The 16,770-nt window shown below is 53.2% G+C and carries 14 protein-coding genes and 1 pseudogene; 10 read left to right on the forward strand and 5 right to left on the reverse strand.

What is annotated here, in order from left to right:
- Nucleotides 1–284: 284 nt before the first annotated feature.
- Nucleotides 285–2,004 (forward strand): annotated as a pseudogene (locus tag OGV85_RS12130) (DUF4153 domain-containing protein).
- Nucleotides 2,005–2,108: 104 nt separating this feature from the next.
- Here the strand turns inward: OGV85_RS12130 and hslO are convergent.
- The 4 genes from hslO to igaA all read right to left on the reverse strand — a co-directional run bounded on the left by hslO (nucleotide 2,109) and on the right by igaA (nucleotide 6,290).
- Nucleotides 2,109–2,987 (reverse strand): Hsp33 family molecular chaperone HslO, encoded by an 879-nt coding sequence (hslO, locus tag OGV85_RS12135; protein ID WP_003023531.1) that lies wholly within the window; start codon nucleotides 2,985–2,987, stop codon nucleotides 2,109–2,111.
- 24 nt (nucleotides 2,988–3,011) lie between these two features.
- Nucleotides 3,012–3,413: a ribosome-associated heat shock protein Hsp15 gene (hslR, locus tag OGV85_RS12140; protein ID WP_003837900.1), complete on the reverse strand. Its 402-nt coding sequence runs from the start codon at nucleotides 3,411–3,413 to the stop codon at nucleotides 3,012–3,014.
- Nucleotides 3,414–3,423: 10 nt separating this feature from the next.
- Nucleotides 3,424–4,092, reverse strand: a complete 669-nt coding sequence (gene yrfG / locus OGV85_RS12145) for a GMP/IMP nucleotidase (RefSeq protein WP_003023533.1) — start codon at nucleotides 4,090–4,092, stop codon at nucleotides 3,424–3,426.
- Nucleotides 4,093–4,154: 62 nt separating this feature from the next.
- Nucleotides 4,155–6,290: an intracellular growth attenuator protein IgaA gene (igaA, locus tag OGV85_RS12150; RefSeq protein WP_061547475.1), complete on the reverse strand. Its 2,136-nt coding sequence runs from the start codon at nucleotides 6,288–6,290 to the stop codon at nucleotides 4,155–4,157.
- 322 nt (nucleotides 6,291–6,612) lie between these two features.
- On the opposite strand from igaA, the gene nudE reads away from it, so the two are divergent.
- The gene (gene nudE, locus OGV85_RS12155; RefSeq protein ID WP_003837903.1) at nucleotides 6,613–7,173 is read left to right on the forward strand and encodes an ADP compounds hydrolase NudE; all 561 of its coding nucleotides are present in this window, start codon (nucleotides 6,613–6,615) and stop codon (nucleotides 7,171–7,173) included.
- Between the two features lie 55 nt (nucleotides 7,174–7,228).
- Here the strand turns inward: nudE and mrcA are convergent, their stop codons facing one another.
- Nucleotides 7,229–9,781 carry a peptidoglycan glycosyltransferase/peptidoglycan DD-transpeptidase MrcA gene (mrcA, locus tag OGV85_RS12160; protein WP_003837905.1) on the reverse strand — a complete coding sequence of 851 codons (2,553 nt, stop codon included), beginning with the start codon at nucleotides 9,779–9,781 and terminating at the stop codon, nucleotides 7,229–7,231.
- A 120-nt stretch (nucleotides 9,782–9,901) separates the two neighbouring features.
- Here mrcA and OGV85_RS12165 point away from each other — a divergent pair, with 120 nt between their 5' ends.
- From OGV85_RS12165 to damX, 8 genes are all read left to right on the forward strand, one after another.
- Nucleotides 9,902–10,681, forward strand: a complete 780-nt coding sequence (locus OGV85_RS12165; protein WP_061547476.1) for a type IV pilus biogenesis protein PilM — start codon at nucleotides 9,902–9,904, stop codon at nucleotides 10,679–10,681.
- The gene (locus OGV85_RS12170) at nucleotides 10,681–11,220 is read left to right on the forward strand and encodes a PilN domain-containing protein (RefSeq protein WP_061547477.1); all 540 of its coding nucleotides are present in this window, start codon (nucleotides 10,681–10,683) and stop codon (nucleotides 11,218–11,220) included. Before OGV85_RS12165 ends, OGV85_RS12170 begins: the two co-directional genes overlap by 1 nt.
- Nucleotides 11,204–11,659, forward strand: a complete 456-nt coding sequence (locus OGV85_RS12175; protein ID WP_061547478.1) for a HofO family protein — start codon at nucleotides 11,204–11,206, stop codon at nucleotides 11,657–11,659. The genes OGV85_RS12170 and OGV85_RS12175 overlap by 17 nt, the downstream gene beginning before the upstream one ends.
- Nucleotides 11,649–12,062: a HofP DNA utilization family protein gene (locus OGV85_RS12180; RefSeq protein ID WP_003023548.1), complete on the forward strand. Its 414-nt coding sequence runs from the start codon at nucleotides 11,649–11,651 to the stop codon at nucleotides 12,060–12,062. Before OGV85_RS12175 ends, OGV85_RS12180 begins: the two co-directional genes overlap by 11 nt.
- Nucleotides 11,965–13,212: a DNA uptake porin HofQ gene (hofQ, locus tag OGV85_RS12185; RefSeq protein WP_061547479.1), complete on the forward strand. Its 1,248-nt coding sequence runs from the start codon at nucleotides 11,965–11,967 to the stop codon at nucleotides 13,210–13,212. The genes OGV85_RS12180 and hofQ overlap by 98 nt, the downstream gene beginning before the upstream one ends.
- A gap of 404 nt (nucleotides 13,213–13,616) precedes the next feature.
- Nucleotides 13,617–14,138, forward strand: coding sequence for a shikimate kinase AroK (aroK, locus tag OGV85_RS12190; protein ID WP_003023552.1), 522 nt, complete (start codon nucleotides 13,617–13,619; stop codon nucleotides 14,136–14,138).
- Nucleotides 14,139–14,195: 57 nt separating this feature from the next.
- Nucleotides 14,196–15,284 (forward strand): 3-dehydroquinate synthase, encoded by a 1,089-nt coding sequence (gene aroB, locus OGV85_RS12195; RefSeq protein ID WP_003837915.1) that lies wholly within the window; start codon nucleotides 14,196–14,198, stop codon nucleotides 15,282–15,284.
- 96 nt (nucleotides 15,285–15,380) lie between these two features.
- Nucleotides 15,381–16,682, forward strand: a complete 1,302-nt coding sequence (gene damX / locus OGV85_RS12200; RefSeq protein ID WP_061547480.1) for a cell division protein DamX — start codon at nucleotides 15,381–15,383, stop codon at nucleotides 16,680–16,682.
- Nucleotides 16,683–16,770 lie beyond the last annotated feature (88 nt).

Consider the following 16,770-nt stretch of genomic DNA (forward strand, 5'->3'; position numbering starts at 1 on the left):
AAAATCACGGGTTACCGAATACGCTGCGACTCCTGTCACAAAGAGGCGGATATTATGGCAGGAAACCCTTTTTTGTTGTGGAAAATGTTCTTAAAACGTTAATGAAGAGTGTTTTTGGCGGGAATCTTGTGAGTGTAATCGCATTCACGTAAGAAAATAACGTAACTCATACATATACAATATCGATTCACTTCCCGTCGCGTTAGTCTGAAATCAGCCTACCAATGCTCAAAATTGTGAAGTTGATGCGATAATTAGCTTTTCCCTTCATTCTGGAAACTGACATGGATAGTGCTGAAATTTCACGTACAACGCGTTTGGGCATAATATTTATCGGCCTGTTGCAGGGGGCATTATGCTACCTGCTGATGACATATCTGGTGCCCCATAACGACGACTGGCTGTTCTATGGCATGCCTGCGACGATTGCGATCACCTCGGCACTTTTGCTTACTGTCGTTTCTTTCAAACAACGCGCGCTGTGGTATTGGATGGCGCTGATCTTTGTTGTGGTGCTGGCGATGAGCGTCTGGCTAAAGTGGCAAGTCGAGGACAGTGATAAGTGGCGGCAACATGAAGTTTTTATGTTCTACGGTTGGCGCTTACTGCTGATGGCGATGCTTGCCTTGCCCTGGATTCAGTACTCGCTTCATGTCTCTCGTGAGCAGGCGCGTTACCCGCATTTTTATCGGCAATTGTGGCTTAATGCGTTGACGTTGCTGATTGTCTTTGTCGCCAACGGTCTGTTCTGGCTGGTGCTCCTGCTATGGAGCGAGATGTTTAAGCTGGTCGGTATTCCCTTCTTCAGCACGCTCTTCTTTGATACCGACTGGTTTGGCTATGTGGCCTTTGGTCTGATTACCGCACTGGCAGTGGTACTGGCTCGTACACAGTCGCGTCTGGTCACGGCGGTACAAAAATTACTGACGTTTATTGCCACCGGTCTGTTACCTCTGGTCGCGCTGTTGGCGCTGATGTTCATACTGACCTTGCCCTTCACCGGACTGGAGGCTATTTCGCAACGCGTGTCTGCGGCCGGGTTGATGTCAACGCTGACGCTGCTCCTGTTGCTGTTGATGGCTATCGTGCGTGAACCGCAAAAAGAGGCGTTACCCTATCCTGGCGCGTTACGCTACCTGATCAAATGCTCTCTGATTGTCGCGCCCATCTATATGCTGATTGCCGGTTGGTCACTGTGGGTGCGAATACAAGCAGTACGGTTGGACGCCTGAGCGTTTGTATGGCGTGCTGGTGGTCGTGGTACTGCTGGTATGGTCGTTTGGCTATCTGGCCAGCATTTTACGCCGCGGGCGCAATCCGCTTGAGCTTCAGGGGCCGGTCATTCTTGGCGTTTCGTTGCTGGCATTGGGGCTGTTGGTTCTGCTGTCGTCGCCGGTTATTGATGCCTGGCGTATCAGCGTTAGCAGCCATATGGGGCTGTATCACAGCGGGAAAATTAAACCGGATCAGGTCAGCCTGTATATGTTGGATCACAGCGGAAAACCGGGGCGCGCAGCGTTGGAAGCATTACAAAAAGATGTGGCGTTTAATCAAGACAGTAAGCGCAGACGCGACTTGAATTCTCTGCTGCAAGGGAGCCGGGATCCGGTTAAAGAGCTAACCGCAACACAGTTAGTATCGAAGGTTGTGATTGCTCCGGGGAGCGAGAAGCCAGACGATGCGTTCTGGACGTTTGTCAAAGCACAGGGGTATCGCATCACCTCTTGTGCTGAGCAGAATGCGTGCGTATTGGTGAGTCAGGACCTCAATGCGGATGGTCATCCTGAGCAGGTGCTATATGCTTTTGGCGATGGGGAGAGTCTGGTCTTCGGCATGCAGAAAAACAAATGGGATTTGTTAGCTGTTGCCAGGCTACCTGAAGGATTCAATAAGGATAAATTGCTGCAGGCGGTGGCGAATCAGCAACTGGGTTCAGCCCCCAGAATCTGGCGGGATATCACTATTGATGGCAAAAGACTGCCGATGACTTATTACACCGAGTGAGTGTGTTGCCGACAGCGTTTTTGCCGGATAGCGGCGCGAACGCCTTATCCGGCCTACGACAGTTTTTCCGTAGGCCTGATAAGCGCCTTCAGGCAAGACGGTGATTAATGCACCTGTGGATCGGCAGGGGAGGCGTTGCTGCGGATCTCTGCAATATCCATGGCGTTAAACAGATAGTGGCTACCGCAGTAATCGCAGTGCATATCGATCTCGCCTTCTTCCGCCAGAATGCTGTCAACTTCTTCGTCCGGCAACGTTTTCAGTGCGCCTGCGCAGCGTTCGCGTGAACAGGTGCATTTGAACTCAACGTCCTGCGGATCGTAGAGAGTAACCTCTTCTTCGTGGTATAAGCGCCACAGCACTTCGTTGGCCGGCAGCGTCAGCAACTCTTCGGCCTTGATGGTTTCGGTCAGGGCGGTCAGGTGATCGAAATCATCTGCCTGTGCGTTTTGCGCCGGCATCACTTGCAGCAGCATTCCGCCAGCAGCGGGTTTGCCATCAACGTCGCCAGTGCGGATGAACAGGCGTGTCGGCAGCTGTTCGGAACGCATGAAGTAGTCTTCCAGACAGGCTGCCAGCGTGTCACCTTCCAGACCGACCACGCCCTGATAACGCTCGCCTTCTTCCGGGGTAATGGTGATCACCAGGTAGCCGTTGCCCACCAGGGTTTTCAAATCGGCATCTTCAGGAATATCACCCTGCATGCGGGCCACGCCGCGCATCTGCTGATTGTTGTTGCCGTTGATGACGGCCAGGCTCAGCGGACCATCACCCTGCAACTGCACAGTGATATCACCGGCAAACTTCAGCGTAGCGGTGAGCAGGCTGGTGGCAACCAGCAGCTCAGCCAGTACGTTTTTGACCGGCTGCGGGTAAGTATGATTTTCGAGGATCTGTTGCAGGGTTTCCGAAACGGTCACCAGCTCGCCGCGCACGGCAAAGTTTTCAAACAGATAACGATGTAATTGGTCATGTTGCGGCATAATCATCTCTCTTGCAGGTGACAGTCACTCGCTGTCGCCATGTTTAAATCGTAACAGGTCGCGGCGCTCTTTCTTGTCCGGTCGTCTGTCCGGGTGCGGCATGGTTAACGCGTTAAGTTTACGCGCCAGCGCCATTTTTTCGCGTTTTTCCACGCTTTCCGCGGTTTCTTCATACAGCGTAACGGCTTCCGTTGCCGGGCGACGCTGCTCGGTAATGGCCTTGATAATGACCGTTCGCTCGTCATTTCCCTGGCGAAGGGTGAGGGTGGCGTTCAGCTCGACAATCTTGCTCGGCTTACTGCGCTGGCCGTTGTAATGCACCTTACCGCCTTCAACCATTTCGCGGGCTAGCGCACGCGTTTTGTAAAAGCGTGCAGCCCACAGCCATTTATCCAGCCTGACTTCAGCAGAGGGCTTTTCTTTCATGGCGTCTCCTTCACATCAGTGAGGGGATCAGTCGGCGGTAGTCATTCAGTGACGGATGGCGTGCGTACTGCTTTTCGGCGATGCCGGAGTCGGGATTGGTCACGCCGAGGCAGTAACGAATACCGTACAGAGCAGCGGCGTCGAGAATGGGTTCGCTGTCGTCAATAAACAGCGTCTTCTCTGCACTCATTCCCGTTTCTTCAGCCACAGCGTGCCATAACCGCTGATCCTCTTTGGGATAACCAAATGTGTGGGTGGAAAGTAATAAATCAAGGTGTGAGGCCAGACCGGTATGCTCCAGCTTCACCGCCAGATTATGCGGATGCGCGTTGGTGAGCAAAATACGGCGCTTGCCGCTGGCTTTTAAAGCATCAAGAAACGGTACGGTATCTTCACGCAAAACGGCGCGCGGTCCCTGTTCCGTTGTCATGGCGCAAATATCCAGATCCAGGCACTCGCTCCAGTAATCCAGGCAGTACCAGTTTAGCGTATGCTGCACGGCATGATACTGCTGACGAATATAGTCCTGGGCTTCCTGGGGAGAGATACCCTGCTTCGCGCCATAGGTTTCCGGCACCAGTTTTTGCCAGAAATAGTTATCGAATGCCAGGTCGAGCAGCGTGCCGTCCATATCTAACAACACGGTGTCGACATCCTGCCAGGCAATATTGATATGCATGGAAACTCCCCACAAGAAAACATGATGCGCGACAGAGTAGCATATCCTGTCGTGCAAGCGTGTTATCGAATCAGGCTTTCCGGGTCGTCAATCAGCGTTGGATTCAGGCAACTTTCGTAGTAGCTCTGAATTTCCGCGATGCGGGTGCGGTGACGCTGGTAGCGTCTGAATGCCTGCACGCTGTTGTAGACAGTGCATCCGAGCATGGAGAACATCAGCAGCGTCGTGCCAAGGTAGCGCCATAACCCTGAACGATCCGGGATACGGTGCAGGCCAATGTGCTGGGTGCCATTGGCGTCAGTCGAAATATTGGTGACGATCCCCTCTGCGCGAAACGGTGTCTGCATCAGCATCTGCGCCAGGCGCTGGAAGGCGTTCCACTGTTCCTGGGGAGGATAGTCATATAGCGAGGTCGTCGGCCACGGCTGATCGACCAGATCGCTGCCTTCATCGCTGATAATCAGGAAACCGCCGGGAGCAGGGCTATTCAGCGCCTGGGCCGCTCGCGCAGTCTCGCGTGAAATAAATGGTGCCGTAGAGGTATTCACCAGATTATCTAACGACTCAGCGCTTACCGGACGCAGCAGCACGTTCACCCCATCCAGTTTGCCTGCGTTCGCTCGCTTTACCAGCGCGGCCCAGTCCTTGCTGTTACCGAGGTTAACCAGCGCATTCTTTAAGCGTACACATTCATCTTTGGCTGCACACAGATCGGCCGTTTTCAGGACAATCTCACCAAAATCGTCCAGTAACACCATGCCGGACTTTTGGATTGCCGAGCGTAACGATGCGCTGACGCGAGAGTCATCGTCAGGTTTGGGATGCAGCTGGCGGTTCACGGCCTGCGTGAGCGCAGTGGCCTTATTCACCAGATCGGATTCGGGCAGCGGTAATGCGCGTGCGTCATTCCAGATAATTTGCGAGCAATCGAAAGGCATAAACGGCGTGGTGGGCTGCGCATTCCAGCTCCCTTGGGTATGAATATTACACATACCCGTACCGCTCAGGTGCAGCGTGTCACCCACGCGAACGCCCGCGTTTTCGAGCTGTTTAACGCTGGTGGCTTCGATAGTTTGCGCGCCCTTCATCCAGGAAAGCGTGACCTTTATCGGCATATCCAGCGGGATCCAAAACAGCAGCATCAGCAGTACCAGCAACGAGCCGCCAGCGATGACGGCGTTGCGCAGCCAATGTTGCAACGGGAAATTTTTGACTTCATCGTGCAGAGATAAAAAACGCCCCTGGCGGACAACGTGGCGATCGAGATAAATATCGATATCCGTTTGCTGGCCAAGGTCTTGGGCGATGTAAGGTTGCCAGTGAGGTGGGTAGATCAGATCGATAATACCCAGCGAGATATTATTAATTTGCTCCTGGTCGTTTTCGCCAAACAATCCCCAGCGACGCGGCGTACCGCGCAGACAATGAATTTCCCGCAGGGCGGTTTTGGACGGCGGGGCGAATAATCCCCACAGACCCGCAGCTAACAGCAACACCGCGCCACCGACTGCCCACGGAACAAACGTATTCGGGATAACCAAACAGAAAAAGAACAGCAGGAATGATGCGGTTATCAGCAACGCCTCGCGCAATCCCGAAGGGCGGCTGAGCGCATATTCTTCATGGGTTTCCTGGCGAATATTCAGCAGTTCAATCTGCTCACTTTCTTCACCACGAATGGATGCCTGGGTAGAAGCGGTGTGCTGCAACGCATAGCCACGCGCTTCCTGCATATATTCCTGCAGCGTATGGCCGTTCAACGAGATAACCAGCGGTATTGTATTGGTATGGATTATCTCAACGCTGTTTTCGTCATTGATGTATTGTTCCCAGAAAGGGGGAAGGTGTACCTCAACGGAATCAAGATAGTAGCGCCATTTGTTAGGATCGTCGGTAGTGATGCCGTAACGTGTAATCGAACGAGTAAGCACGATGACGCTATTACTTTGGGCATTCAACGTTAATGAGACTGGCGCAGAACTGGCTCCAGTTGGACCTGGTACTTGCTGAATTTGACTAAGGCTTTCGAGATAGTTTTCGACGGCAGTGCGTTCTTCAGGCGCGAGTTTACGTTTCGAGGCGTCTGAGAAAACGCTGCTCAAGGGTAAATTTTTCTGCCTGGATTTTGATTTGAGTAGCCATCCTGCAAGCAATGAGCAGGCCAGCAAAGCAGCTAAAAAAATCAGAATGGTGCTCATGCTTTCCCCATCTTACTTAGTCTGTCAGGCGTGGTCAGTCGCACCCTGTTCAATATTCGTGATTCTGTGGTTGGCTATCGGCAAGTGTGGAGTCGAACTTGAGCATCTTTAAGTACAGCCCAGTAAAAGCGAATCATAACAAAATCACTAAAAATGGAATATCAGCAAATTCCTGGAGTTATTTCAACCTATTGACTTTTAATTTGAAATAGGGATTAACTTTTAGTACGTTACATAAATGTAAATAAACGGCAATTCACATTGCCGAAACCGTGCGGTATATCGCACAATAACCCCAGATTTCACAGCAAAGATCCTCACAATGAGCAAATCATTACAGAAACCCACGATTTTGAAAGTGGAAACCGTCGCCCAATCCCGGCTGTTTAAAGTCGAAAGCGTGGACCTTGAGTTCAGCAATGGCGTACGCCGCGTTTATGAACGTATGCGTCCATCCACGCGTGAAGCGGTAATGATTGTGCCGATTGTTGACGACCACATGATCCTCATCCGCGAGTACGCAGTCGGGACCGAATCTTACGAACTGGGTTTTTCCAAGGGATTAATCGATCCTGGCGAAAGCGTTTTTGAGGCGGCGAATCGGGAGCTGAAAGAAGAGGTGGGGTTTGGCGCAAAAGATCTGACGTTTTTAAAGAAACTCAGCATGGCGCCATCTTATTTCTCCAGCAAGATGAACATCGTGGTGGCAGAAGATTTATATCCTGAATCGCTGGAGGGTGATGAACCTGAGCCATTACCGCAGGTGCGCTGGCCGCTGGCGCATTTGATGGACCTGCTGGAAGATCCTGATTTTCACGAAGCGCGTAATGTCAGTGCGTTGTTCCTCGTACGCGAATGGCTGAAAGGGCAGGGGCGGCTTTAATTACTCTGCAGCTAATACACGAACAACAAAAAAGGCGCCTAAGCGCCTTTTTTGATCAGAACAGTTCGTGCGTTTCACCATTATCGATAATGGTTGTTCCCACCTCATGCACCGCCTGTTGCGTCGGCTGAGTGCCTTCAATGAAGTACTCCGCGCGGCTATTGCCACCGCTTGCCAGTTGTCCTGTGCTGCGATCGATATTGACCGTCACGATACCCGGTGGCGGCGTCAACGGCTGTTCAGGCACGCCTTCCAGCACGGACTTCATGTAGGCATCCCATGCTGGCTGCGCACTCTTCGCACCGCCTTCGTAGCCGGAGATTTGGTCTTTGATCGCGCCGGAAGCTGTCGTATGACCAAGGTTGCGGCGATGATCATCAAAGCCGATCCATACTGACGTCACCACGCCTGGTCCGTAACCGGAGAACCACGCATCTTTAGAGCTGTTGGTGGTTCCGGTTTTCCCGCCGATATCATGACGCTGTAAATCGCGACCTGCGCGCCAACCGGTTCCCATCCAGCCTGGTTCACCAAATATATTGGTGTTCAGCGCGCTTTTAATCAGGAAGGCCAGCGGTGTGTTGATCACGTGCGGAGCGTATTCCTGTGTGCCGCTTTGCGCGACCAGTGCCTGGTTAGCCTGCTCAAGCTGCGGCATAGGCACGGCGGCATTCTGCTGTTCCTGCGAGACGGCGACATCTTCTACGTTACTGTTTTCCAGCACGTTAGATTTCTGGGTATCGCCGTAAATCACCGGAATATCGCATTCCGGGCAGGCAATTTTCGGCTTCGCTTCGAAGATAACGCCGCCCATATCGCTTTCGATCTTACTGATGAAATACGGATCGACCAGGAAGCCGCCGTTAGACATCACTGCGTAACCGCGCGCCACCTGCAACGGTGTGAACGAAGCCGAACCCAGCGCCAGTGACTCGGTATGCACAATGTTCTGTGCCGGGAAACCGAAACGTTGCAGATACTCTGCCGCATAATCCACGCCCATGGCGCGCATGGCGCGTACCATCACCACGTTTTTCGACTGACCCAGCCCCTGACGTAAGCGGATAGGACCGGCATACTGCGGCGGGGAGTTCTTCGGCTGCCAGTCGGAACCAGCACCGGCATCCCAGCGGGAGATTGGTACGTCGTTGAGCATGCTCGCCAACGTCAGACCTTTATCCATCGCGGCGGTATACAGGAATGGCTTGATGTTAGAACCCACCTGGCGTAACGCCTGCGTTGCACGGTTAAACTTGCTCTGGTTGAAGTCAAAACCACCAACCAGTGCCAGCACCGCGCCGTTTTGCGGATTGATGGAGACCAGTGCGGAGTTGACGTCCGGCACTTGCGCCAGCCACCAGGCATCGCCCACCTGGCGTACCCAGATTTGCTGGCCGGCCTGTACCACGTCGGTCACTTTACGCGGCGTTGGGCCTTGTTGAGTATCCGAGCGGTAAGGACGCGCCCAGCGCATACCATCCATGCGTAATGACACTGACGTACCATCCGCCAGCGCGGCAATGGCTTCCTGAGGATTGGCACTGGTAACAACCGCCGGTAACAGCGGTCCATAAGTCGGCAGCGCTTTCAGCGTATCGGTGATTTTTTTGCTGTCCCAACTGCTTTCGCCCACTTTCCACAGCACGTTCGACGGGCCGCGGTAGCCGTGGCGCATGTCGTAATCCATCACGTTGTTGCGTACTGCCTGCTGAGCTGCCTGCTGTACTTTGCGTGTAATGGTGGTGGTGATGCGATACCCGTCTTCATAGGCTTTCTCACCATAACGGTTATACATCTCCTGGCGCACCATTTCAGACAGATACGGTGCAGAGAAAGCGATTTCCGGCGCGTGGTAGTTGGCGTCAATGGCCTCGCCGCGCGCCTGATCGTACTGGGCCTGCGTGATGTAGTTTTCGCTCAACATACGCGACAGTACAACGTTACGTCGCGCGGTTGCCCGGTCCATCGAATAGAGAGGGTTGAAGGTTGACGGCGCTTTTGGCAGACCGGCAATCACCGCAATTTCACTTAAGCTGAGTTGATCCACCGTTTTACCGAAATAGACCTGCGCGGCAGCACCCACGCCATAGGCGCGATACCCCAGGTAAATCTTGTTCAGATACAGCTCGAGGATCTCATCTTTACTCAGCAGTTGTTCAATGCGGATCGCCAGGAACACTTCTTTGATCTTACGCATCAGCGTACGTTCCGGGCTCAGGAAGAAGTTTCTCGCCAACTGCTGGGTAATGGTACTCGCCCCTTGCGACGCGTGACCAGAGAACAATGCTACGCTGGCCGCACGGAAGATCCCCACCGGGTCTACCCCGTGGTGCTCATAAAAGCGGCTGTCTTCTGTGGCGATAAAGGCTTTAACCATTACCGGCGGCATCTGATCCAGCGTGACCGGGATTCGACGTTTCTCGCCATACTGCGCGATTAGCTCGCCGTCAGCGCTGTAAACCTGCATCGGGATCTGTAAACGCACATCTTTGAGCGTCGCGACGTCAGGTAATTGCGGCTCGATATAGCGATAAAGGCCATAAATCGAGCCTGCTCCCAGCAGGATGCAACATACTGCAAGGATTAATAAATACTTTACGAACTTCACTGGAGATTTCCCATTTAGTGGCATTTGGGCAGTTTATAAACAAACGCGCGGTAGTATAAAGGCAAGCCAGACGCATTGATATACCCGTTAAAGCGACGGGTGATAAGGAGATCATCAGCAATGGCTTTCAATATCTGGAAAATTGGTCTGCATATTCAGCAACATGAAGTGCTGGCTGTCGCTATCGTTCGCGAAGCATCAGGTTGGTATCTGCAGCGCTGGTGGCGTATACCGCTGACGCCTCAGGTTATCGTCGATGGCCACATTCGCGAGCCTGAACAGCTGGTCGCCGCGCTACTGCCGTGGAGCCGGGAGCTCCCTCGCCGACACTATATTCATCTCTCTTTTCCCGCCAACAGGACGTTACAAAAAAAGTTTCCTCGTCCGACAATGACGTTACGCGAGCCAGAGCAAACCGCATGGTTGTCCGGTTCGATGGCGCGTGAACTGGATATGGCGCCGGATGCACTGCATTTTGATTATAGCGAAGACACTTTGAGCCCGGCGTTTAACGTCACTGCTGCGCAAAGCAAAGAGATTTCAGCGCTTCTGACGCTTATCCAAACCCTGAAGGTGCAGGTTACGGCGATTACCCCGGACGCCAGCGCGTTACAGCGATTTATTCCCTTCCTGCCGGAGCATCACCAGTGTCTGGTATGGCGTGATGATGCCCAGTGGTTATGGGCGACCCGTTCAGCATGGGGACGTAAATCAACGGGCGATATTGGCCGTATCGAGGAGCTTGCCACGACATTATCTCTGCCCACGACAGTCATTGCGCAATGCTCCCCCGGCGGCTTCGATCCTTTAAGCGCCGTGTCTGTGCGCCAGCCGCCCATTCCAACGCAAAGCCATCACTTCGCCATTGCTCTGGGACTCGCTATGGGGGGCGTGTACTGATGATTGCGACCATTAATCTTCTGCCCTGGCGTCAGGCTCGGCGTTACGCTTGCCTGCGCTTCTGGGGCATCTTATTTAGCGCTTCACTCTTGCTTAGTATTGGCGTGTTGTTGCGCTATTACAGCGCTTTGAGTGTAGAGAATCGGGCTGAATTGTTGCTGGCAGACGCCGAAAAGACGCGGGCCGAGGCCCTCATGGCGCTGAAGCCGCGTGTGCAACAGCGCCAGCAACGATGGCAGCAGGTTCAGGCGCGGAACAAACAGCGTGAGCAGACCCGAAGCTGGCAGCGGGCTTTGCAAGGGCTGGCGGAATTACTGCCGGAGCAGGCGTGGTTAACAAAAATGACCTGGCAGCAGGACACGCTGGAACTGACGGGAAACACGCTGAACTTTGCCGCATTGAAGGCATTGGAAGCGCAATTACGCCAGTTGCCGTTGTTTATGTTGAACAGCCCAGGAGAAACGCAGCAGGATGCGCAGGGACGCTGGCAATTCCACTTTCGACTGACACGGAGCGACGCGCATGATAAAGCTCTGTGATGTCTGGTTAGCGCAGTCGCCACGCTTTCGACTCATATGCTGGTGCGGCTGGATGTTGGGGTTACTCATACTGGTGACGCTATGTCTTTACCCCGTAGCGCGGGAGCGGACTATGCAACGCGAGTCGCTGGTCCAGCAACGTGCAGCTATTCAGATGCAATGGCGAGATGTATATCTGCTGGCGGCATCACCAGCAGAGTCTGAAGAGAAACTGACCTTGTTCTCCCCGCTGCTGTTTCAGAATTCACTTACCCGTCTTATCCACTGGCAACCCTCAGCTCAGGGGGGAGAGATGGCGCTGATATCGGCCTGGGATGCTATCCCGCTGACGTTTGTCCAGTTGGCGGATCAGGGGATGAACGTCAGCCGATTTTCGCTTAGCGCAGAAGGCACGGAGCTGCTGCTAACGCTACAGCTGGAGCGCCTGAATGATGGTTGAACGCTGGTTGTTGGCATGTATAAGCGTACTGATGCTCACCGGTATGCGTAATCCCTTCCTGCCGCCGGAGGACCGTTGTCAAATTGCTGAGCTGTCGACATGGCGTTTTCAGGGCATGGTGAGTCAGGGCACACGACCCATCGGCATCGTTCAGGATAGCCAGAAAAAATGGCGGCGGGTTAAGCGAAATGACGTCCTGGAAAACGGTTGGACGATTATGCAGATAACGGCCCAGAACATAACCCTCGACACAGAAAAAAACTGCGAACCGCCGCGGTGGCAGTGGCAGCGACAAGGAGCGGTAAATGAAGCGATGGATAGCGTTGATAGTAATGGCACTGGCGGTCGGGATAACGAGCGCGCTGGCGACGAAACCGCAAAACGTGACGCTGGTGGTCGATAATGTGCCGGTTACGCAGGTATTGCAGGCGCTGGCTGAACAGGAACAAAAAAACCTGGTGGTTTCGCCGGATGTCAGCGGTGTGCTGTCGCTGCATTTGACGGATGTCCCCTGGAAGCAGGCATTGCAGACGGTGGTAAAAAGTGCCGGGCTGGTATTACGTCAGGAAGGCAACGTCCTGCATGTGCATTCTGTTCAATGGCAGAGTGAAAATGCGGCTCGTCAGGAAAACGAGCAGGCGCGGATTCAGGCTAGTCTTCCGCTGGAACATCGCAGCATCATTTTGCACTATGCTGATGCCACCGAGCTGGTAAAAGCCGGAGAAAAGTTGCTCAGTGCCAAAGGAAGCATGACGGTGGATAAACGAACCAACCGCTTACTGCTGCGTGACAATCGTGTTGTTCTCGACACCCTGGAAACGTGGGTAGCGCAAATGGATTTGCCGGTTGCCCAGGTTGAACTGGCGGCGCATATCGTCACCATTAATGAAAAAAGTTTGCGTGAGCTGGGGGTGAAGTGGTCACTGGCTGACGCACAACAACCGGGGGCGGTTGGGAATGTCACAACGCTTGCCAGCGATCTCTCTGTAGCCACCGCCACATCCCGTGTGGGATTTAACATTGGCCGTATTAACGGTCGTTTACTGGAACTGGAGTTGTCTGCGCTGGAGCAAAAACAGCAACTGGATATCATTGCCAGTCCACGATTACTGGCATCTCACCTGCAACCTGCCAGTATTAAGCAGGGCAGTGAGATCCCTTATCAGGTCTCCAGCGGTGAAAGCGGTGCGACATCCGTCGAGTTCAAGGAAGCGGTACTGGGGATGGAGGTGACGCCAACGGTGTTGCAGAAAGGGAGAATCAGGCTGAAACTGCATATCAGCCAGAATGTTCCGGGACAGGTTCTACAACAGGCAGATGGCGAAGTGCTGGCTATCGACAAGCAAGAGATTGAAACGCAGGTCGAGGTAAGAAGCGGCGAGACGATTGCGCTTGGCGGGATTTTTTCACATAAGAATAAATCCGCAGCCGACAGCGTGCCGCTATTAGGCGACATTCCCTGGCTTGGCTCTCTTTTTCGCCATGATGGTAAAGAAGATGAACGGCGCGAGTTAGTGGTCTTTATTACGCCCAGGCTGGTTTCAACGGAATAACTTATGCATGAAAAGCCGTTGTTTTTGCACTGAACACGTTTCAGGGATTTGACGTGAGGGTGTATTTAGCATACAAGGAGTACCGATTTGAGCGTCGGTACTTTTCTTTACTTATGCGGCAGTGAATACGCTTTGCCTTTCCGGTGGTGTGCCATAGGCTTATTGGGTGTCATTTGGCTGCGCGATACGTCGCCAGGTCTGATGTTTGCAGGGTAGCATGCCTGCCACGACCAGAAATGCGTTAGGTTTGGTGATTTATTCAGTTGCCAAACCCGCTTGAGTATTGAGATAATTTTCAGTCTGACTCTCGCAATATCTTATGAGGTTTCAGTTCATGTCCTGCTGCGCTGGGTGTCTGCGAAGCGGGTTTACCATTAACGAATAGTCTTAGTAGTACCGAAAAAATGGCAGAGAAACGCAATATCTTTCTGGTTGGGCCTATGGGTGCCGGAAAAAGCACTATTGGGCGCCAGTTAGCTCAACAACTCAATATGGAATTTTACGATTCTGATCAAGAGATTGAGAAACGAACCGGAGCTGATGTGGGCTGGGTCTTCGATGTAGAAGGTGAAGACGGCTTCCGTGATCGCGAAGAAAAAGTCATCAACGAGTTGACGGAAAAACAGGGTATTGTGCTGGCAACTGGCGGTGGCTCTGTAAAATCACGTGAAACACGTAACCGTCTTTCCGCGCGTGGCGTCGTGGTCTATCTTGAAACGACAATTGAAAAACAACTTGCGCGTACTCAACGTGACAAGAAACGCCCGCTGCTGCAGGTAGAATCACCGCCTCGTGAAGTTCTGGAAGCGTTGGCTGACGAACGCAATCCTCTGTACGAAGAGATTGCTGACGTGACCATTCGCACCGACGATCAGAGCGCAAAAGTCGTAGCAAACCAGATTATTCATATGTTGGAAAGCAACTAATTCTGGCTGAATACACACTCGTCTGCGGGTACAAGTAACTAAGGTGGATGTCGCGTAATGGAGAGGATCACAGTCACTCTCGGGGAACGTAGTTACCCTATCACCATCGCGGCTGGTTTGTTCAATGAACCAGCTTCATTCTTACCGCTGAAATCGGGCGATCAGGTTATGTTGGTGACCAACGAAACCCTGGCCCCCCTTTATCTCGATAAGGTTCGCGGCGTACTTGAACAGGCGGGTGTTAACGTTGATAGCGTTATCCTTCCCGATGGCGAGCAGCATAAAAGCCTGACGGTTCTGGATACGGTTTTCACCGCATTACTGCAAAAACCGCACGGTCGTGATACCACGTTAGTTGCCCTTGGCGGCGGCGTGATTGGCGATCTGACCGGTTTTGCGGCAGCCAGCTATCAACGTGGTGTTCGTTTTATTCAAGTCCCGACAACCCTGTTGTCGCAGGTCGACTCCTCCGTTGGCGGCAAAACCGCCGTAAACCATCCCCTCGGTAAAAACATGATTGGCGCGTTTTACCAACCGGCCTCCGTGGTGGTGGATCTCGATTGTCTGAAAACGCTTCCTGCGCGTGAGCTGGCATCGGGGCTGGCGGAAGTGATCAAATACGGCATCATTCTTGACGGTGAATTTTTCAGCTGGTTGGAAGACAATCTGGATGCGTTGTTGCGTCTGGACGGCCCGGCGATGGCGTACTGTATTCGTCGTTGTTGTGAGCTGAAAGCAGAAGTTGTCGCAGCAGACGAGCGTGAAATGGGCTTACGTGCTTTACTGAATCTGGGGCACACGTTTGGCCATGCGATCGAAGCTGAAATGGGTTATGGCAATTGGTTACATGGTGAAGCGGTGGCCGCTGGTATGGTAATGGCTGCCCGTACGTCTGAACGTTTGGGTCAGTTCACCTCCGCTGATACGCAGCGCATCATTACGCTGTTACAGCGAGCAGGCTTACCGGTGAATGGGCCGCGTGAAATGTCCACTGAGGCTTATCTGCCGCACATGCTGCGAGATAAAAAAGTGTTAGCGGGAGAGATTCGTTTGGTGCTTCCGCGAGCGATAGGGAAGAGTGAAGTGCGCGGCGGAGTGTCGCACGAGGTGGTTCTTAACGCTATTGCTGATTGCCAGCAGGCGTAACAACAAGAAAGGTCAGGCTTACGTTGCGAAACGTAGGTCTTTTAGCTTCAGGTTATGTGCAAAGTCGTAAGCATTAACCTTTGAGTGGGGTGTTAAATGGATGAATTCAAACCAGAAGACGAGCTGAAACCCGATCCCAGCGATCGTCGTACTGGTCGTTCTCGTCAATCGTCTGAACGCGATAATGAGCCGCAAATCAATTTTGATGATGTTGATCTGGATGCTGACGATCGCCGTCCTGCGCGCGCACGCAAAGAGCGTGATGAAGAGCAGGACATTGAAGAAGAGTATGAATCTGATGACGATACCGTGGATGAAGAGCGTGTAGAACGTCGTCCGCGCAAGCGTAAGAAAGCCGCCAGCAAGCCTGCCTCCCGCCAGTATATGATGATGGGCGTGGGTGTTCTGGTACTGCTGCTGCTGATTATCGGCATTGGTTCTGCGCTGAAAGCCCCCTCATCTTCTTCCAATGAGCAGGCAGCATCTGGTGAGAAGAGCATCGATCTCTCTGGCAGCAATGCAACGGATCAGGCGAGTGCAACGCCACCTGCAACGGGCGCAGAGCAGACTGCTGGCAATACCCAGCAGGATGTTTCCCTGCCACCGATTTCCTCTACCCCGACTCAAGGTCAGGCACCTGCGGCAACTGAAGGGCAGCAGCGTGTTGAAGTGCAGGGCGATTTGAACAACGCTCTGACACAACCGCAAGGCCAGGAGCAAGTTAACAACGCTGTGGTTAACTCTACGCTGCCGACCGAACCTGCGACCGTTGCGCCGATGCGTAATGGTAGTGCTGCGCGCCAGACTGCGAAAACGGAAACGACTGAACGTCCTGCGGCTACGCATCAGGAACGTAAACAGGCCGTAATTGAGCCGAAGAGCAAACCGCAAACTACGGTGAAAGCGACGCCGACAGAGCCGAAACCTGTTGCCCAGGCAAAACCAACCGCAACTGCGCCGACTACCACAACCAAAGCGCCTGTGGTAACCGCTACGCCGAAAGCGACCGCTGAGCCGAAAGCAACCACGACGGCGCCAGCACAGACCGCAACGCCTGCGCCAACGGCGACAGCAACAACGACAACACCTGTTGCTGGCGGAGCGAAAAGTGCAGGTAACGTTGGAGCGTTAAAATCTGCGCCGTCCAGCCATTACACGCTGCAGCTCAGCAGTTCTTCTAACTACGACAACCTGAACGGTTGGGCGAAGAAAGAAAACCTGAAGAACTATGTGGTGTACCAGACGACGCGTAACGGTCAACCGTGGTATGTTCTGGTGACAGGCGTGTATGCGTCTAAAGAAGATGCGAAACGTGCAGTGTCTACGTTACCCGCTGATATTCAGGCGAAAAACCCGTGGGCAAAACCGCTGCACCAGGTTCAGGCCGATTTGAAGTAAGATAGGATATGTTCTGCAATGGTTTGCTGTTTCGCCCAATTGCGGGACAAAGACTAAAGCGCAGGATGCTGTCGGAGCTTTCTCCACA

The organism is Citrobacter sp. Cf132 (genome assembly GCF_030333885.1).
GTDB classification, from domain to species: domain Bacteria; phylum Pseudomonadota; class Gammaproteobacteria; order Enterobacterales; family Enterobacteriaceae; genus Citrobacter; species Citrobacter freundii.